This window comes from Luteibacter sp., assembly GCF_009912395.1.
Taxonomy (GTDB): Bacteria; Pseudomonadota; Gammaproteobacteria; order Xanthomonadales; family Rhodanobacteraceae; genus Luteibacter.
Genome location: NZ_WNDO01000016.1, coordinates 40,628 through 58,462, shown reverse-complemented (window position 1 = coordinate 58,462; position 17,835 = coordinate 40,628). Strand labels below are relative to the sequence as shown.

Sequence of the window (17,835 nt, the reverse complement as noted above, 5' to 3'; positions counted from 1 at the left end):
GGGGTGGATGGTGATATCGGTGTATTGGTCTTAAGGTGGGAGTCATGGAACTCCCTCAAGGAAACCGTTCGATGCGGCGTACCGTGTTCTTCATTTCCGACTCGACCGGCATCACGGCCGAGACGATCGGCAACAGCATGCTGGCCCAGTTCGACGGGGTGCAGTTCGATACCCATCGCCTGCCTTTTATCGACAACCCGGCCAAGGCCGAGGCGGCCTCGCTGCGCATCAAGACCAAATATGCCCAGGATGGCCAGCGGCCGATCGTGGTCAATACCATGACCTCGCGAGCCCTGTGCGACATCGTGGCGGGTAGCGGGGCGCTGATGCTCGACGTGTTCGCCCCCTTCATCGAGCCCCTGGAGAACGAGCTTGGGACCAAGCAGTCGGGCGCCGTGAACCGCTCCCATGGCCTGGTGGATTTCGAGCGCTACGAGGCGCGTATCGAGGCTACCAACTACGCCCTGGCCCACGACGACGGCCTGGACGTGGACTACAACCAGTCCGACGTGGTGCTGGTGGGAGTGTCCCGCTCGGGCAAGACCCCGACCTGCCTCTACATGGCCTTGCATTACGGCGTGTGCGCCGCCAATTACCCGCTCACGGACGACGACCTCGACAAGCTCGATCTGCCGGCTCGCCTTCGTCCGTACCGAAGCCGTCTGTTCGGCCTCACGATCGACCCGGAGCGCCTGGCCCAGATCCGCGAGCAGCGCCGCCCCGGAAGCCGTTACGCCACCCTCAAGCAGTGCCGCTGGGAGCTGGAGCAGGCCGACCGCCTGATGCGCCGGGAGAACATCCCGGTCCTCAACACGACGCACACCTCGATCGAGGAAATCTCGAGCAAGATATTCGAGTACCTCGGCATCGAAAGGCATATGTACTAGGAGACCGACGCAGCACATGACCGCCGTGATCGACCGCCCACCCGCGCTTCTCCCGGGACGTTTCGAGTTCCTGATGGGGCTCTACTCGGAGAACTACCACCGCCTGGCGCGCCTGTTCGCGCCACAGCGGCTTGCGCCCGGGCGTTACCTGTCCGACGTGGACGATGGCCTCAAGGTGCGGCTCGACCTGCAGGAGAAGCACCCCTACACGCTCGAGCTGGAACTCACCTACGATTTCGTCGACGAGGCCACGGGGCAGCCGTCCCCGTCCGCGCAGCTGCGCATGTACACCGACGCCCATGTGGCGGAGGCCATGCACTGCCATCCGGGCCGCAAGCTCTGGCAGGTGCTCGGCCCGTTTCCGCCCGCTCATACGGTCTTCCAACACCGCCTGCGCATGAATGGCTTCCTCAGCCGCTGGCTGGAATACCTGGCAGAGCAGGGCCACTCCATCGGGACCCTGGAACGCATAGGCGACACCCCAGCACTGTAGGAGCGCGCTTGCGCGCGATGGGGTGCTTGCCCCAACCGGCGGATAGCGCGCAAGAGGCAAAAAAAATCCGCCTCAAGGGGCGGATTCTCATGAAAGCAATGGCGGAGCGGACGGGACTCGAACCCGCGACCTCCGGCGTGACAGGCCAGCATTCTAACCGACTGAACTACCGCTCCGAACTGCTTTGCAAACCTTACAGCAACCCACCAACTTCTGTACCCGACATTCCCTGGCGAACCAGGAAAGTGGCGTCCCCACGGGGATTCGAACCCCGGTCGCCACCGTGAAAGGGTGATGTCCTAGGCCTCTAGACGATGGGGACGTACTAGAAGTTGGTGGAGCCAGGCGGGATCGAACCGCCGACCTCCTGCATGCCATGCAGGCGCTCTCCCAGCTGAGCTATGGCCCCGTACCGAAAAAAAATCCGCCCCGCGGGCGGAATCTTTTTCATGAAAGTAATGGCGGAGCGGACGGGACTCGAACCCGCGACCTCCGGCGTGACAGGCCAGCATTCTAACCGACTGAACTACCGCTCCGAATTACTTTTCAAACCTTACAACAACAAACAACATACCAACTTCCGTACATCATCTTCTCTGGCGAACCAGGGAAGTGGCGTCCCCACGGGGATTCGAACCCCGGTCGCCACCGTGAAAGGGTGATGTCCTAGGCCTCTAGACGATGGGGACGTACTAGAAGTTGGTGGAGCCAGCCGGGATCGAACCGGCGACCTCCTGCATGCCATGCAGGCGCTCTCCCAGCTGAGCTATGGCCCCCTGCTGGAAGCCGCAAAGAATACGGACCGACCGCCATTCCGTCAAGCATTCGTTACAGATTTTTTTAAATTTTTTCCCCATTTTGGGGAAACGTTAACGTGGGCATGCACTTGCGCGATCGCATCATTTTACGCCTTTCGTGGGGGCATTCCGTGCTCTCGTCACACCGCGCGGGTTAACCTGTCCGTCCATACCTACAGGGACAGGCATGCACGGCATCGTATTCATCCAGGACCTCGCCACGGTGATGCTCGTGGCCGGACTCACCACGGTGCTGTTCCAGCGCCTCCGCCAGCCGGTCGTGCTGGGCTACATCATCGCGGGCCTCCTCATCGGCCCGCACACCCTCCCGGTGATCTTCATCCACGACGAGGAGACGATCCGCACGCTCTCCGAGCTGGGCATGATCCTCCTGCTGTTCGCGCTGGGCCTCGAATTCAGCCTGAAGAAACTGCGCGCCGTGGGTGGGGCGGCCCTGGTCGCCGCGTTCGCCGAGATCGTGCTTATGGTCTGGATCGGCTACGAGATCGGCCGGTTCTTCGGCTGGACGGCGATGGATTCGCTGTTCCTTGGCGCGATGCTGTCCATTTCGTCCACCACGATCATCATGAAGGCGCTGGAGGACCTCGGCCTCAAGCGCGAACGCTTCGTCCAGCTGATGTTCGGCATCCTGATCGTCGAGGACCTGCTGGCCATCGTCCTGATGGCCCTGCTTACCGGTATCGCCAGCACCGGCGGCGTGGAGGCGGGGCAGGCCTTCGCGGCCGTCGGTCGACTGGGCCTGTTCATGGCGGTGTCGCTGGTCGTCGGCCTGTTGCTCGTGCCGCGCGTGGTGGACTACATCGCGAAGGTCAGTCGCAACGACGTCCTGCTGGTGGCCGTGCTGGGCATCTGCTTCGGCTTCTGCCTGCTGGTGACCGAGCTGGGCTACAGCGTGGCGCTGGGCGCGTTCATGATCGGCGCCATCGTGGCGGAGTCGGAGAGCGTGGCCCGCATCGAGCGGATCATCATGCCCGTGCGCGACATGTTCAGTGCCATCTTCTTCGTCGCCATCGGCATGCTGATCGATCCGGCCCTGCTCATGGACTACGCCTGGCCGATCACGATCGTCACCATCGCCGTGGTGGTGGGCAAGGTCATTACATACAGTTTCGGCAGTTTCGTCGCCGGCAACGATGGCCGTACGTCGCTGCGGGTGGGCATGGGCCTGGCCCAGATCGGCGAATTCTCCTTCGTGATCGCCTCGCTGGGCCTCACCCTGAAGGTCACCAGCAACTTCCTGTATCCCGTCGCGGTCGCCGTGTCGGCGATCACCACCTTCCTTACGCCCTATCTCATCCGGGCATCCGACCCGCTCGCCAATACCCTGGGCCGCGTCCTTCCCAGCCGCGTCACAGGCGTGTTTTCCGCCTACACGGACTGGATGGGCAACCTCGGCCTGCAAGGGCAGGGCGCCATGGTGATGAAGATGATCCGCCGGCTCGTCTGGCACGTGGTCATCAACATGGTGCTGGTGATCGCGGTGTTCATCATCGTGGCCTTCGCTTATCGCCGCGGCTTCCTGCACCTGGAGGTGCTGAGCGACGAATCCGCGGTGCACCGGAGCCTGGCGTGGTCCGTCGCGGCCCTGCTGTCGCTGCCGATGGTGGTGGCGGCCTATCGCAAGGCGGGGGCGCTGGGCATGCTGCTGGCGGAACTGAGCATCCCCGATCGCTTCGGCGATCGCACGTACAAGATACGGGCCGTGCTGGGTCGGATCATCCCCGTGGTCGCGATGCTCATCCTTGGCCTGCTCGTGGCGGCGTTGGCGTCCACGATCCTGCCTCCGCGAGAAGTTGCGTTCGTGCTGATTCTCATAGGAATTCTGCTGACCTGGCTGCTGTGGCGAGTACTGGTCCAGGTGCATGCCCGGCTGCAGGCGGCGCTGCGCGATACCCTCGAGAAGCCGGGGCACGGCCATGACGAGTGAGGCATCCGTCACATGATGGAAAGCTTTCTGAACTTTTCGTGTGGAAGCCTGTCTCTGGCCCGTCATTGCAAGCGACACGCGAACCACAGCACAATGGCGTTTCCGCCTCCACAAGGAGGTGTACCGGCGGCGTCGCCGAATCTTTCAAAGAGAGGGAGTACCGAATGAAGCACTTTTTGCGTCCTACGATGACGGCCGTCGCCCTGGCGGTTGCGCTGGGTACGGCTGCGGGCGCATCCGCCCAGGCCGCCAAGCCGGCTGCCGCTTCGGGCGCGGTCGATAAGCAGAAGGCCAGCTACGTCGTGGGTTGGGATCTCGCCAGCTCGCTGCCGCCGCTCGTGGCCAAGGAAGTCGACCCGGCCACCGTCGCCAAGGCCCTGCAGGCCGCCCTGTCCGGTCAGAAGCCGACCATGACGGAAGCCGAAGCCAAGGCGACCCGCGACGCCTTCGTCGCCGACCTCAAGAAGAAGGCCGAGGCCGAGTACAACAAGGTCGCCTCCGAGAACAAGAAGGAAGGCGACGACTTCCTCGCCAAGAACAAGTCGGCTGCCGGCGTGAAGGTCACGGCCTCGGGCCTCCAGTACCAGGTCGTCCAGGCCGGTACCGGCCAGCGTCCGGGTCCGAACGACACGGTCACCATCAACTACACCGGCACCTTCGTGAATGGCGAGAAGTTCGACTCCTCGGCCGACCACCAGCCGCCGGGTGCGGCCCAGATTCCGCTGGCCGCCGTGATCCCGGGCTTCCGCGAAGGCCTGCAGCTGATGCAGACCGGCGGTAAGTACAAGCTGTTCATCCCGTCGAACATCGCCTACGGCGCCAAGCCGGAAAACGGCTTCCCGCCGAACGCGACGATCATCTTCGACGTGGAGCTGGTCAAGACCGGTCCGACGGCCGCCGGCCAGGGCCCGCAGATCCAGGACAAGGGCGCCAAGTAAGCCCTGGTTCCAGCGTGATGCTGAAAGAGGCGCGGAGCGATCCGCGCCTTTTTCTTTGCTCGCCCGTGCGGGCGGCATACAATTCCGGGTTACGACACGCACGTCGAAGTCTCCCGGGAGCTTCATGAAAGTCACGATCTTCGGAACCGGTTATGTCGGCCTCGTCACGGGGACCTGTCTTGCCGAGATGGGTAATCACGTCGTCTGCGTGGATGTGGACGCCGGCAAGGTCGAGCGCCTGAAGCAGGGCGAGGTTCCGATCTACGAGCCCGGCCTCGAGCCGATGGTGGTTCGCAACCACGGTGAGGGTCGCCTCGACTTCACCACCGACGCGGCGCTGGGCATCGCCCATGGCGATATCGTCTTCATCGCGGTCGGCACGCCGCCCGACGAGGATGGCAGCGCCGACCTCCAGTACGTGCTGGCCGTGGCCCGCACCATCGGCGACCACATCGACCGCTATACCGTCGTGGTCAACAAGTCGACGGTGCCCGTGGGTACGGCGGATCGCGTGAACACCGCCATCGCCGAGCGCCTCGCCGCGCGCGGTTCCGACGTGGCGTTCGACGTGGTATCCAACCCCGAATTCCTGAAGGAAGGCGACGCGGTGGAAGACTGCATGCGTCCCGACCGCATCATCGTGGGCGCGTCCAGCCAGAAGGCCATCGGCGTGCTGCGCAAGCTTTACGCGCCCTTCAACCGCAACCACGATCGCATGGTGGTGATGGACGAGCGCTCGGCCGAGCTGACCAAGTACGCGGCCAACGCGATGCTGGCGACCAAGATCAGCTTCATGAATGAAATCGCCAACATCGCCGAGCGCGTGGGTGCCGACGTCGAACTGGTGCGCCAGGGCATCGGCGCCGATCCGCGCATCGGCTACCACTTCATCTACCCGGGCGCTGGCTATGGCGGCTCGTGCTTTCCGAAGGATGTGCAGGCGCTTGCCCGCACGGCCTACAACGTCGGCTACGAGGCACGGCTGCTCGACGCGGTGGAAGCGGTCAACGACTCGCAGAAATCGCGCCTTTTCGAGCTGCTGTCGAAGCACTTCGACGGCCAGCTGAAGGGGCTCACCGTGGCGGTCTGGGGCCTGGCGTTCAAGCCGAATACCGACGACATGCGCGAAGCCTCCAGCCGTCGTCTCATCGAGAAGCTCTGGGAGGCAGGCGCCCAGGTGCGCGCCTTCGATCCCGAGGCCGCTGAAGAGACGCGCCGCATCTACGGCGAGCGCGACGACCTACGGCTGGTGGAACGTCCCTACGAGGCGTTGGAAGGTGCCGACGCACTGGTCATCGTCACGGAGTGGAAGGCGTTCCGCAGCCCGGATTTCGCTCGCGTGAAGTCGCTGCTCCGCGTGCCGGTGGTCTTCGATGGCCGCAATCTCTACGATCCGGCCGTGGTGGAAGACGCCGGTATCGCCTACTACGGCATCGGCCGCGGCCGCAGCCTACTGGGGCGTGAGCATGGCTGATCTCGACGAACGAATGATGGAACTCGAGGTGCGGCTTGCCTTCATCGACGACACGGTCAATGGCCTGTCGTCGGCGGATGCGGAAATTGCCCGCCGCCTCGATCTACTGGAACGGGCCATGCGCGACCTGCGCTCGGACCTGGTGAACATGCGCGCCGGCCTGGGTAGCGATCCGGCTACCGAACCGCCGCCGCCGCACTACTGAACAACGAACGAGTCTTACCGATCATGGCAGAGTCCCTGCGCGACCAGTTGTTGAAGAGCGGCCTCGTCAAGGAGATCCGCGAAGAGAAAAGGAAGTCCTCGCCGCCGCCGAAGCAGGGTGGTGCGAGTGGTCAACCGTATGCGGGCAAGAATCCCCGTCATGCCGGTAAGCCGCACGGTGGCAAGCCGGGGCAGGGTGGCGGCAAGCCGCAGGGCAACCCGCAGCGTCCGCCGCGCAAGGATGGCGAGATCGATCTCGCCAAGGCCTACGCGATCCGCGCGCAGACCGAATCCACCGAGCGACGCAAGGCCGAAGCCGAAGCGGCAGAGCAGGCACGCCTGCGCAAGGAGAAGAAGCGCAAGGTCGAGGAGCTGCTCAAGGGCAAGGCCCTCAATCTTGCCGAGGCCGACCAGGTTCGTCATTTCCCCTATGGCGACAAGATTCGTCGCGTGCACGTCGACGCGACGCAGCTGACGGCGCTCAATGCGGGTGAGTTGGGCGTGGTGCAGCAGAATGGCCGCTATCTCGTCGTTCAGAAGGCGGTGATCGACGAACTGCGTGTCATCGCGCCTGAGTTGATTGCCCTGCTGGTCGATCCGAATGCGCCCAGCATGTCCGACGATGGCGTGCCCGACGACCTGATGTGGTGATCCACGAAAGCAGGTGATTAACCGATACGTGCCGGCTGCCGCCGGATCGCGGACACGGTCCGCTCCCACCCATTCGGTAGCAGTCTCGCTACCGAAGGGGTGGGAGCCGCTTTAGCGGCGATGCCTTGCTGTTGTAGGAGCGCGCTTGCGCGCGACGGGTGCTCGCGATAATCCCCATCGCGCGCAAGCGCGCTCCTACAGGATCGAGGTGATCCGTCGCGAGGAGCCCAGCAAAAAGCCCCGGTCCAGGACCGGGGCTTTTTGCTGATGCAGGCGCTGTCGTGAATCAGGCGGCCGGAACGGTCAGTTCCGGATTGTCCCAGCCTTCCTTCTTCGCGAAACGGGGGCCGTGCTTCTGCTCCAGCTTCGCGAGGCGCTCGCGGACCACGGCGACGCCCTCGGTGCGCACGTACTGGATCGGGCCGCCGCGGAACGGGGCGAAGCCCGTGCCGAAGATGACGCCGGCGTCGAGCAGGTCGGCGTCGTCCACTACATGCTCGGCCAGGCAGGCCACGGCTTCGTTGACCATGGGCAGGATCATTCGGTCCTGGATATCGGACGGCGGCACGTAATCCGGATCGACGTCCGGTTTTTCCGGCTTGCCTTCCTTCCAGACGTAGAGACCTTCGCCGTCCTTCTTGCCGCGCTTGTTCGCGGCGAGCTTTTCTTCCAGGCCCTGCGGAATCTCCAAGCCCAGGAAGGGGGCGAGCTCCTTGCCGACGGAGGCGCAGACATCGAGGCCCACGGTGTCGGCCAGTTCGATCGGGCCCATGGGCATGCCGAATTTCTTTGCCTCGCGGTCAAGCACGGGGCCGGGTACGCCTTCGTTGTAAAGGCGCAGGGCTTCCATCAGGTACGGCATGAGGATGCGGTTGACCAGGAAGCCCGGTGTGCCCTTGACCGGTACCGGCAACTTGCCGATGGCCTTGCAGAAGGCGAGTGCGCGCTTCTCGATATCCGCATCGAGACGGTCGTGGCGCACCACTTCCACCAGTGGCATCTGAGCCACGGGATTGAAGAAGTGCAGGCCGAGGAAGCGCTGCGGCGCGGCGAGGCCCTGACGCAGTTCGTCCAACGGAATGGACGAGGTGTTGCTGGCGAGGATCTCGTCGGACTGGAACTGCGGCTCGATCGCCGCATAGAGCGCGTGCTTGGCTTCCGGGTTCTCGTAGATGGCCTCGATGGCAAGGTCGGCCTCGGCTACGCCCTTGCCTTCGACATCGGCGCGCAGGCGAGCCACGGCGGCGTCGACCTTGCTGCTGGCCTTCAACTTTTTCTCGAAAAGGGTGCGGGCTCGCTTGATGGCGGGCTCGATGAAGCGCAGCTCGCGGTCCTGCAGGGTGACGTCGAAGCCCTTCAAGGCCGACCAGGCGGCGATGTCGCCACCCATCGTGCCGGCGCCCACGACGTGCACATGCTTGATGCCGTGTTCGACGCCACCACCGAGGCCCTTGAGGCGCTCCTGGAGGAAGAAGATGCGAATCAGGTTGCGTGCCGTGGGCGTAGTGGCGAGCTTGGCCACGGACTTCGCCTCGAGCTTCAGGCGCTGCTGGATGCTGCTGCCGCCACGGGCCCAGACATCGATCATGGCGAACGGCGCGGGGTAGTGCTCCTTGCGGACCTTCGCGGCGGTCTGCTTGCGCACCATCGGCGCAAGGATCGCGCGGGCAAGCGCCGTGTTGGTGGCCCAGGCCTTCGCGCGCTGGGCGAGTGGGCGCACGTGTGGTCGCTTGACCAGGAGGCGCGCCTCGGCGAGCAGTTCGTCGGGGTTGGCCAGGCGGTCGACCAGGCCCACCGCCTTCGCGCGACGGGCATTGAACGGCTTGCCCGTGAGCATGGCGGGCAGAGCGTCCGGCGCACCGATGAGGTGCGGCAGGCGGGCGGTGCCACCCCAGCCGGGATGGATGCCCAGCATCACTTCGGGCAGGCCGATCTTCGTTTTTTCGTCGTCCGCGGCGATGCGCTGGCGACAGGCCAGGGCCAGTTCGGTGCCGCCGCCCATGCAGGCGCCGTGGATGGCGGCGACAGTCGGGAAGGGTAGTCGGGCCAGTGCCTCGAACACGCGCTGGCCGTTCTCGATGTTGTCGAGGATGGAGCCCGCCTTGGCGTATTCCACGAACTCGCGGATGTCGGCGCCCACGGCAAAGCCCGACGGCTTGGCGGAATGGATGACGACGCCGCGCGGCCCTTCGATGGCCAGGCGTTCGACGAGGGTGCCCAGTTCGTCGAGCACCTCGCGGGACAGCGCGTTGGCGCTGCTTCCGTCACGGTCGAAGGTAAGGACGACGATGCCGTCGTCGCCTTCGCTGGTCTTCCAGTGCTTGAATCGGAGTCCTTCGAACATGGCGGTCGTGCGGTGGCGAATGAGCGCACAACCATACCGTTACGTCCGGACGAATGCGAGATACCCCCGCGTATGGTGCCCCGCTTCCGGGAGGTCCGGTGCTGGCGCGACCCGACGTTTGGTTCGATACTTCTCAAATATTTCACATGAATGCGTGGTCATGTCCGTCGATCCCCAAGCCGGTACCGATTTGTTCGACCGCATCCTGTCGGCGTCGGGGCCGCTGGTGGCGCTCAAGGCCGCCAGTACGGCGGAGTTGCTTGAGTCGTTCCGCCTGATCGCCCGTCGGACGGGGCAGGCCGTGTACCTGTGGCGGCCCCAGGAGGGGTTGGTCAGCCTTCGCGACGCCCAGATGCGCGTCCCTGGCTGTACCCGGTTAGGCGATGCTTTGCGGTACGTGCTGCAGAGCCTGCATTTCGGCGTCTACCTGGTCGAAGTCCCGCCGGGGCCGATCAGTGCGACGGACAGTGCGCTTTTGCGGCAACTCGCCAAGGCCCGTATCGGCCACGTCCGGAAGATCGTGCTTTTGGGATCGACGGCTGCCCAGTTGGGTGGCCTGGGTGATGAAGTCGCGATGGTGGATGCCGACCGCCATGCGAGATCGACAGCGCCCCGGCTGCGCGATGGACGATGGGTGGTCTGAGCGGTCGTATGTCCGATTCACAGGGGGTCCTGATCTTTACGCCGCGCCGCGAGATCCGCCGCGCGGTCTTCGACGCGCTGGACGCGGAAGGCGACGTGCTTCTGCTGAGCGCGCGCGACGCCGAGCAGCTCACCGCCTTGCTGGCCGACACGCCGCCGTTGCATGTGGCCGTCGTGGCCGCCGATGGCACCGACGACCTGGCTGCGGGACTGCGCATCCTGCGCGGTTCGCCGAGCTATGCGGACGTGCCCGTCGTCTACCTGGTGGCCGACGAGGCCGTCGCCACACCGCCCGACGGTCACGCGTTCTGGTTGCGCGAAAGCGCGATCGCCACCGAACTCGTCCACCGCATCCGCGCGGCGATGGCTTTCGCGGCACCGCCTGCGCCGACACCGCCGCCAGGCGACGATTATCGCTTCGCCTTCGACGCCGGCGCTGCCTGGGTGGTCGCGAACACGCCGCAAGGCCTGATTCTCGAAAGTGGCCTTGTGATGGATCGTCTGTGTGCGGGTGACGGTCCGGTCCGGGGGCGGTTGTTGAGCGAGCTTTTCGAATGGCCCGCCGAGGCCGGCTGGCCCTTGCCGGATGGCGATGGCCAGCCTTGCGTGCTGCGTCGGCCGGATGGTGGCGGCATTCCGGGCGAGGTCGATGTCCGTCATCTGGTCGATGCGAAGGGGCATCGCGTAGCCCTGGCGTTTCGCGACCTGCGAGTGAGGCATACCGCCGATCGCGCCCTGGACCTGCTCGCCGCCATGGACGCGTTTCCCGCCGATGACGAGGGCATGGGGGCGATGGCTGCCCGCGTGGCCGACGCCCTTGGACTCGACGTGCTTGCCGTGTGGTCCGCGTTTCCCGAAAGCGACCACGACCCGGAACTCGTGGCTCGCGTGTGGAACGGCATGGAGCAGGTGGAGTGGGCGGAGGCCGCGGATATTTCCTTGCTCAAGGTTTGCCTGGGCGGCGAGGCGATCTCACGCCTCGTCGAGGGTCAGGTGACACCCTGGACCGATCCGCTGGTGGATTCGCTGGGCCTGGAGCCATTTGCCTTCATCCCCTTGCTCGACGAGCGCCATACGGTACTCGGTGCCATGCTGGCCGGCAGTCGTGCGCATGGTGGCGCGGGACGCATGCTGGAAACCGCCTTGCGCGCCGTGGGAGCCCGGTTTGCCGCTTCGCTGGAATTGCGTCGAAGTCGTGAGCAGGGGCGGGCGCGCGGACTGATCGATCCGCTGACGGGCTTGCCCAACCGGTTGCTGTTCAACGATCGCCTGGACACCACGATTCGCGAAGCCCAGCGCACGGGCGAGTGCTTCGCCGCGTTGATGGTCGACCTGGATCGCTTCAAGGGCATCAACGACACCCTCGGTCACGCCGTGGGCGACCAGGTGCTCGCGGCGGTCGCCCGGCGATTGCGCGCCAGCGTGCGCGGCTCCGATACGGTGGCGCGCTACGCGGGCGACGAATTCACGATGATCCTGCGCCATATCGTCAAGCGCGACGACGTTCAGCGCATCGCCGAAAAGGTGGTGCAGGCGATGGAAGTGCCCCTCGATCTCGGCGATGGTTCCGAATTGCAGGCCACCGTTTCCGTGGGCATCGCCTTCTTCCCGGACGATGCGGTGGAAGGCGAGCTGCTGCTGCATCATGCGGACGAGGCGATGTATGGGGCGAAGAGCCTGGGGCGTAACAACTACCAGGTGTACGCCGCCAACCTCGATGCTTCGCAACAGCAGCAGATCGAACTGAAGGCCCGATTGCGCCACGCGGTACGCAATGGCGAGCTGCGCGTCTTCTACCAGCCCCAAGTTGCCGCCGTCACCGAGGACATCGTCGGCATGGAGGCGCTGGTGCGCTGGGAGCATCCCGAGCTGGGGATGATCAGCCCCGCGTTCTTCATTCCGCTGGCCGAAACCACCGGCCTGATCGTGCCGATCGGCGAGTGGGTGCTACGCACGGCCTGCGAGCAGGCGAAGCTCTGGGAAGACCGCTACGGCCTGGGCCTGCGTCTGGGCGTGAACCTGTCGGCCGTGCAGCTCATGCAGCCCAATCTCGCCGTCACGGTTGCTACCGTGCTGAAGGAGACCGGGCTCGATGCCGCCCGACTCGAGCTCGAGGTGACCGAAAGCATCAGCGTGAAGACTGTGCCCCATCTGGTCGACACCCTGGAAGCCCTCCATGCGCTGGGATGCCGCATCGCCATCGACGATTTCGGCACGGGAGCGGCCTCTTTGGACTACCTGCGTCGCCTGCCGGCCGACCGCATCAAGATCGACCAGAGCTTTGTGAGAAACATCGGAGTCGATCCTGACGACGAGGCGATCGTGCGCTCGACCATCGAAATGGCCCATCGCCTCAAGCGTGGCGTCGTGGCCGAAGGTGTGGAGGTGGAGGAGCATCTCCAGTTCCTGCGCGCCCAAGGCTGCGACGAACTCCAGGGTTATCTGTTCTGCCGTCCGCTGCCCGTGGTGACCTTCGACAAGCTCCTGGCGGAGCGCGAGCGACTGGTCGGGGAGGGGGCGGCGACGGTACCGGCTTGAGCTGGCACCGCCTAACCGCATATTTTCTCCAGGATGCGTCGTGCCAGTGAACTTGCGTGGGCCGCATTTGTCTCATTTGCGCCCGCGACTGGCCCCGAAAGAGTTAAGGAGACGGCCCGGATGGGCGAAAACGAACTGGATCAGGCACTTGTCGAACGCGTGCAGCAGGGTGACCGGCGCGCGTTCGATCTGCTTGTCCGCAAGTACCAGCACAAGGTGGTCGCGCTGATCTCGCGCTACGTGCACGACTGGACCGAGTGCGAAGACATCGCCCAGGAGGCCTTCGTGCGCGCATGGCGTGCGCTGGGCTCCTTCCGGGGCGAGAGTGCCTTCTACACCTGGCTGTACAAGATCGCCGTCAACACGGCCAAGAACCACCTGGTGGCCATGGGTCGCCGCCCGCCCACGGGCGACATCGACGCGGAAGATGCCGTTTACGTGCCCGGCGCCAGCCGGATGCACGAAAGCGCCACCCCCGAACGTGAACTGATGCGTGAGCAGGTGGAACAAACGGTGTTTTCCACTGTCCAAGCCCTGCCCGAGGAGCTTCGGGTCGCGATTACCCTGCGCGAGGTGGACGGCAAGAGTTACGAGGAAATCGCCGCCATCATGGACTGCCCCATCGGCACCGTCCGTTCGCGTATTTTCAGGGCTCGTGAAGCCATCGACGACAAACTGCGGCCGCTGCTTTCCGACCGCGAGGACAAGAACCCATGAGCGAAGCCAATCGGGAATTCCTCTCCGCCGGTATGGACGGTGAGCTGTCACGGGAGGAAATCCGCTTCCTTCTGCGTCGCCTGGAGGCCGATCAAGGCCTGGCCGATAGCTGGTCGCGGTACCACGTGGCACGCGACGGCCTGCGCCGGCAAGGCGTGCCCTCGGTCTCCGGCGATTTTGCCAGCCGCGTCATGGCCGCCATCGACGCCGAGTCCGCTATCGTCGCTCCAGGAGCCGCACCGCGTCGTCGCTGGCTGCACTGGTCGGCGGGTGGCGCCATTGCCACCAGCGTCGCTGTCGCCGCGCTCATGCTCTCGCAGCCCGCCGGCAACAGCCGGTCCGTGGGTGGCGAAGCCCAGGTCGCGCAGGGCGCGGCCATCACCAGTGGCAGCCAGGTCGCCGAAGCCTCCGTGCCGGAGCCGGCATCCGCGCCCGTGGCGCCGCAGTGGCTCAGCGGCGGCAACATGGCTTCGCAGTTCACCCAGAAGGCCGCCTATGAAGGCCCGGGTGGCGATGGCGGTGCCGTCTACCTCCCGCGTTCCACGCCTTACCAGATCCACCGTACTCGCGCCGCCCAGGCGCAAGACAACGGCTACATGCTGCTGGTCCGTCCGGACGGCAGCCGCTACGTGGCCCCGGTCACGGCGTCGCAGACCCACTAAGGCTGCGACGTTCCCGCGCGCGCCGATCGTCCTTCGGCGCGCGTCGTTCCCCTCATTCATCTCGAACCGTGCGGCAGGCGTCGCACGACTGGCTGTGGCTGTGAAAAAAAAGGAGTAACAGATGGCTTTCTGGCATGCACGCGCGCTACTCGGTGGCGCCCTCGTCATCGCATCGGTTGGCGCACAGGCGCAATCCCTGCCGGATTTCACGGGAATCGTCGACAAGTACGCGCCGGCAGTCGTCCATGTCGAGGCGAAGTCGGGCGGCGGCCAGAAGGCGTTCGCCAAGGGCAAGGGCGGTGGCTCGCCCTACGTCGATCCCGACGATCGGAGCGACATGCTTCGACGCTTCTTCGGCATGCCGGGCATGCCGGCCGAGCCGCGTGAGCAGACCTCGCTGGGTTCGGGCTTCATCATTTCCGCCGACGGCTACATCCTGACCAACGACCACGTGGTAGATAGTGCCGACGAGGTGAAGGTCCGCCTCCAGGATCGCCGCACCTTCACGGCGAAGGTGGTCGGCAAGGATCCGCAGTACGACATCGCCTTGCTCAAGGTGGACGCCAGCGCGCTGCCTACGGTGGCCATCGGCGATTCGCGTAGCGTGAAGCGCGGCCAGTGGGCGCTTGCGATCGGTTCGCCGTTCGGCCTGGACGCCACGGTCACCCACGGCATCATCAGTGCCGTCGGTCGCAACCTGGGCAGCCGCGACCAGCCCTACACCTCATTCATCCAGACCGACGTACCGATCAATCGCGGCAACTCGGGTGGCCCCCTGTTCAACCTGCAGGGCCAGGTGATCGGCGTGAATTCGCAGATCTACTCGACCTCGGGCGGCTACCAGGGCCTGTCGTTCTCCATCCCGATCGACGTGGCCATGAACGTGGTCCAGCAGATCAAGGAGAAGGGCTACGTCTCGCGCGGCATGCTGGGCGTGACGGTCCAGCCCGTGGACCAGTTCGTGAAGAACCTCGACCTGCCCGATGCCAATGGCGCCCTCGTAGCCCAGGTCTCCCCGGGTAGCGGCGCCGACAAGGCCGGCCTGAAGCAAGGCGACGTGATCCTTGCCTTCAATGGCACCCCGATCACCTCGTCCGAAGACCTGCCGCCGCTGGTGGGCATCACCAAGCCAGGCAGCACGGCCAAGGTGGATCTGCTCCGCGACGGCAAGAAGCAGACCGTGGAGGTCAAGGTCGGCGAACTGCCCCGTGACAAGAACGCCCTGGCGGCTGCCAGCGGTGGAGACGATGGCGCCGCGGCGGCCGGGTCGGCGTCGGCGCTGGGGCTGGCCGTGCAGGACATCGACGCTGCCACGCGTTCCGAATTGGGCCTCAAGGCGGGCGAGGGCGTGGTGGTCAGCCGGATTTCCGGCCGTGCGGCCGCCAGTGTCGGCCTTCAGTCCGGCGACATCATCCTGATGGTCAACCAGAAGCGGGTCGGCAGCGCCGCCGCCTTCCGCGAAGCCAGCAAGGGCATCAAGCCGGGCGACACCGCCATGCTGCTGGTCCGCCGCGGCGATTCGACCAGCTTCATCGGTATCACCGTGCCCAGCGACCGCTGACGGCACGCCGGGCCACCCGCCGGTCGGCGGCGGGTGGCCTTCCATGCGATAATGCTGGATTCGCACTGGTCATGAGGGCTGGTGCGCGTCGTTCGCGCCGCGAGCGATGGTGAACGTGACCACGGCGCTCCATGGAACTCATCCGCAACTTCTCCATCATTGCCCACATCGACCACGGTAAGTCGACCCTGGCCGACCGCATCATCCAGCTGTGCGGAGGCCTCTCCGAGCGCGAAATGGAAGCGCAGGTCCTCGACAACAACCCGATCGAGCGCGAGCGTGGCATCACGATCAAGGCCCAGTCGGTCTCGCTGCCGTACAAGGCGCGTGACGGCAAGACCTACCAGCTCAATTTCATCGATACCCCCGGGCATGTCGACTTCTCCTACGAGGTGAGTCGCTCGCTGTCCGCCTGCGAGGGCGCGCTGCTGGTGGTCGACGCCGCGCAAGGTGTCGAGGCCCAGTCGGTGGCCAACTGCTACACGGCGATCGAGCAGGGCCTGGAAGTCATCCCGGTCCTCAACAAGATCGACCTGCCCACCGCCGACATCGACAAGGCCAAGGCCGAAATCGAGGCCGTGATCGGCCTGGATGCTTCCGACGCCATCCCCGTCAGCGCCAAGACCGGTCAGAACGTGATCGAGGTGCTTGAAGCGATCATCCATCGCATCCCGGCGCCGAAGCCGCGCGACACGGACAAGCTCCAGGCGCTGATCATCGACTCCTGGTTCGACAACTACCTGGGCGTCGTCTCGCTGGTGCGAGTCATGCAGGGCGAGATCAAGCCGGGCGACAAGATCCTGGTCATGTCGACCGGTCGCACCCACCTGGTCGACGACGTCGGCGTGTTCACGCCCAAGCGCAAGAAGCTCGAAAAGCTTTCGGCGGGCGAGGTGGGCTGGATCAACGCGTCCATCAAGGACGTCCACGGCGCGCCCGTGGGCGATACGCTCACCCTGGCCGGCAAGCCGGCCGAGGAGCCGCTGCCGGGCTTCCAGACCATGCAGCCGCGCGTGTTCGCCGGCCTGTTCCCTGTCTCGGCCGACGACTACCCCGCGTTGCGCGAGGCCCTGGACAAACTCCGCCTCAACGACGCAGCCATGTTCTTCGAGCCGGAAAGCTCCGAAGCCATGGGCTTCGGCTTCCGCTGCGGCTTCCTGGGCATGCTGCACATGGAGATCGTGCAGGAGCGCCTCGAGCGCGAGTACGACCTCGATCTCATCACCACCGCGCCCACGGTCGTCTACGAAGTCGCCAAGACCGACGGCAGCGTGATGGAACTGGACAACCCGGCCAAGCTCCCGCCGCCGCAGACCATCGCCGAGATCCGCGAGCCGATCATCGTCGCCAATGTGCTGACGCCGGCGGAATTCGTGGGCAACGTGATCAAGCTGTGCGAGGAGAAGCGCGGCGTCCAGCGCTCCATCCAGTACCTCGCCACCCAGGTCCAGGTCACCTACGAGTTGCCGCTGGCTGAAGTGGTGCTCGACTTCTTCGATCGCCTGAAGTCGGTGTCGCGCGGCTACGCCTCCATGGACTACCAGCTGGAGCGTTTCGACGCCGGTCCGTTCGTGCGCGTGGATATCCTGATCAACGGCGATCGCGTCGACGCGCTGAGCCTCATCGTGCACCGCTCGCACGCGGATCGCCGCGGTCGCGAGCTGGTCGAGCGCATGAAGGACCTGATTCCCCGCCAGCAGTTCGATGTGGCGATCCAGGCCGCTATCGGCGCCGCGGTGATCGCCCGCTCCACCGTGAAGGCCCTGCGCAAGAACGTCCTGGCCAAGTGCTACGGCGGCGACGTCTCGCGTAAGAAGAAGCTTCTGGAAAAGCAGAAAGAAGGCAAGAAGCGCATGAAGCAGGTCGGTAGCGTGGAGATTCCGCAGGAGGCCTTCCTGGCCGTGCTCAAGGTGGATAAATGAACGCCGCCCTGTTGGGGTGACGTTTTACCTATGGAACCCCGGTGCCGGATGCGCCGG

The 17,835-nt window shown here is 65.2% G+C and carries 14 protein-coding genes and 6 tRNA genes; 13 read left to right on the top strand and 7 right to left on the bottom strand.

Going from position 1 to position 17,835, the window contains the following annotated elements; translation table 11 throughout:
* Positions 1–71 precede the first annotated feature (71 nt).
* Positions 72–887 (top strand): pyruvate, water dikinase regulatory protein, encoded by an 816-nt coding sequence (locus GAK28_RS14975; protein ID WP_291780705.1) that lies wholly within the window; start codon positions 72–74, stop codon positions 885–887.
* A 16-nt stretch (positions 888–903) separates the two neighbouring features.
* Positions 904–1,380: a DUF1249 domain-containing protein gene (locus GAK28_RS14970; protein ID WP_291780702.1), complete on the top strand. Its 477-nt coding sequence runs from the start codon at positions 904–906 to the stop codon at positions 1,378–1,380.
* Between the two features lie 99 nt (positions 1,381–1,479).
* Here GAK28_RS14970 and GAK28_RS14965 read toward each other — a convergent pair.
* The 6 genes from GAK28_RS14965 to GAK28_RS14940 form a co-directional block, all read right to left on the bottom strand.
* Positions 1,480–1,556 (bottom strand) — tRNA-Asp (locus GAK28_RS14965).
* A gap of 70 nt (positions 1,557–1,626) precedes the next feature.
* A tRNA-Glu gene (locus GAK28_RS14960) sits at positions 1,627–1,702 on the bottom strand.
* An 11-nt stretch (positions 1,703–1,713) separates the two neighbouring features.
* Positions 1,714–1,789, bottom strand: a tRNA-Ala gene (locus tag GAK28_RS14955).
* A gap of 50 nt (positions 1,790–1,839) precedes the next feature.
* Positions 1,840–1,916: transfer RNA gene (locus tag GAK28_RS14950), tRNA-Asp, on the bottom strand.
* Between the two features lie 77 nt (positions 1,917–1,993).
* Positions 1,994–2,069 (bottom strand) — tRNA-Glu (locus GAK28_RS14945).
* An 11-nt stretch (positions 2,070–2,080) separates the two neighbouring features.
* A tRNA-Ala gene (locus GAK28_RS14940) sits at positions 2,081–2,156 on the bottom strand.
* 208 nt (positions 2,157–2,364) lie between these two features.
* Between GAK28_RS14940 and GAK28_RS14935 the strand changes: the two genes are divergently transcribed.
* The 5 genes from GAK28_RS14935 to GAK28_RS14915 all read left to right on the top strand — a co-directional run bounded on the left by GAK28_RS14935 (position 2,365) and on the right by GAK28_RS14915 (position 7,392).
* Entirely contained in the window at positions 2,365–4,125 is a 1,761-nt protein-coding gene (locus tag GAK28_RS14935; RefSeq protein WP_291780699.1) for a cation:proton antiporter, read from the top strand.
* 164 nt (positions 4,126–4,289) lie between these two features.
* Positions 4,290–5,063: an FKBP-type peptidyl-prolyl cis-trans isomerase gene (locus GAK28_RS14930; protein ID WP_291780696.1), complete on the top strand. Its 774-nt coding sequence runs from the start codon at positions 4,290–4,292 to the stop codon at positions 5,061–5,063.
* A 124-nt stretch (positions 5,064–5,187) separates the two neighbouring features.
* Positions 5,188–6,537 (top strand): UDP-glucose/GDP-mannose dehydrogenase family protein, encoded by a 1,350-nt coding sequence (locus GAK28_RS14925; protein WP_291780694.1) that lies wholly within the window; start codon positions 5,188–5,190, stop codon positions 6,535–6,537.
* Positions 6,530–6,742, top strand: a complete 213-nt coding sequence (locus GAK28_RS14920) for a SlyX family protein (protein ID WP_291780691.1) — start codon at positions 6,530–6,532, stop codon at positions 6,740–6,742. The genes GAK28_RS14925 and GAK28_RS14920 overlap by 8 nt, the downstream gene beginning before the upstream one ends.
* A 23-nt stretch (positions 6,743–6,765) precedes the next feature.
* Complete coding sequence (locus GAK28_RS14915) at positions 6,766–7,392, top strand: DUF2058 family protein (RefSeq protein WP_291780687.1); 627 nt, start codon at positions 6,766–6,768, stop codon at positions 7,390–7,392.
* A 286-nt stretch (positions 7,393–7,678) separates the two neighbouring features.
* Here the strand turns inward: GAK28_RS14915 and GAK28_RS14910 are convergent, their stop codons facing one another.
* Positions 7,679–9,736, bottom strand: a complete 2,058-nt coding sequence (locus tag GAK28_RS14910; RefSeq protein ID WP_291780684.1) for a 3-hydroxyacyl-CoA dehydrogenase NAD-binding domain-containing protein — start codon at positions 9,734–9,736, stop codon at positions 7,679–7,681.
* 160 nt (positions 9,737–9,896) lie between these two features.
* Here GAK28_RS14910 and GAK28_RS14905 point away from each other — a divergent pair, with 160 nt between their 5' ends.
* The 6 genes from GAK28_RS14905 to lepA all read left to right on the top strand — a co-directional run bounded on the left by GAK28_RS14905 (position 9,897) and on the right by lepA (position 17,778).
* Positions 9,897–10,379, top strand: a complete 483-nt coding sequence (locus GAK28_RS14905) for a hypothetical protein (protein ID WP_291780683.1) — start codon at positions 9,897–9,899, stop codon at positions 10,377–10,379.
* Positions 10,380–10,387: 8 nt separating this feature from the next.
* Positions 10,388–12,916, top strand: a complete 2,529-nt coding sequence (locus GAK28_RS14900; RefSeq protein WP_291780680.1) for a bifunctional diguanylate cyclase/phosphodiesterase — start codon at positions 10,388–10,390, stop codon at positions 12,914–12,916.
* Between the two features lie 120 nt (positions 12,917–13,036).
* Positions 13,037–13,633, top strand: coding sequence for an RNA polymerase sigma factor RpoE (rpoE, locus tag GAK28_RS14895; RefSeq protein WP_291780677.1), 597 nt, complete (start codon positions 13,037–13,039; stop codon positions 13,631–13,633).
* Positions 13,630–14,295: a sigma-E factor negative regulatory protein gene (locus tag GAK28_RS14890; protein WP_291780674.1), complete on the top strand. Its 666-nt coding sequence runs from the start codon at positions 13,630–13,632 to the stop codon at positions 14,293–14,295. The genes rpoE and GAK28_RS14890 overlap by 4 nt, the downstream gene beginning before the upstream one ends.
* Before the next feature lie 121 nt (positions 14,296–14,416).
* Positions 14,417–15,856 (top strand): Do family serine endopeptidase, encoded by a 1,440-nt coding sequence (locus tag GAK28_RS14885; RefSeq protein WP_291780671.1) that lies wholly within the window; start codon positions 14,417–14,419, stop codon positions 15,854–15,856.
* A gap of 131 nt (positions 15,857–15,987) precedes the next feature.
* A complete protein-coding gene (gene lepA / locus GAK28_RS14880) occupies positions 15,988–17,778 on the top strand; it encodes a translation elongation factor 4 (protein ID WP_291780668.1) in 1,791 nt (596 codons plus the stop codon).
* The last annotated feature ends 57 nt before the right edge of the window (positions 17,779–17,835 follow it).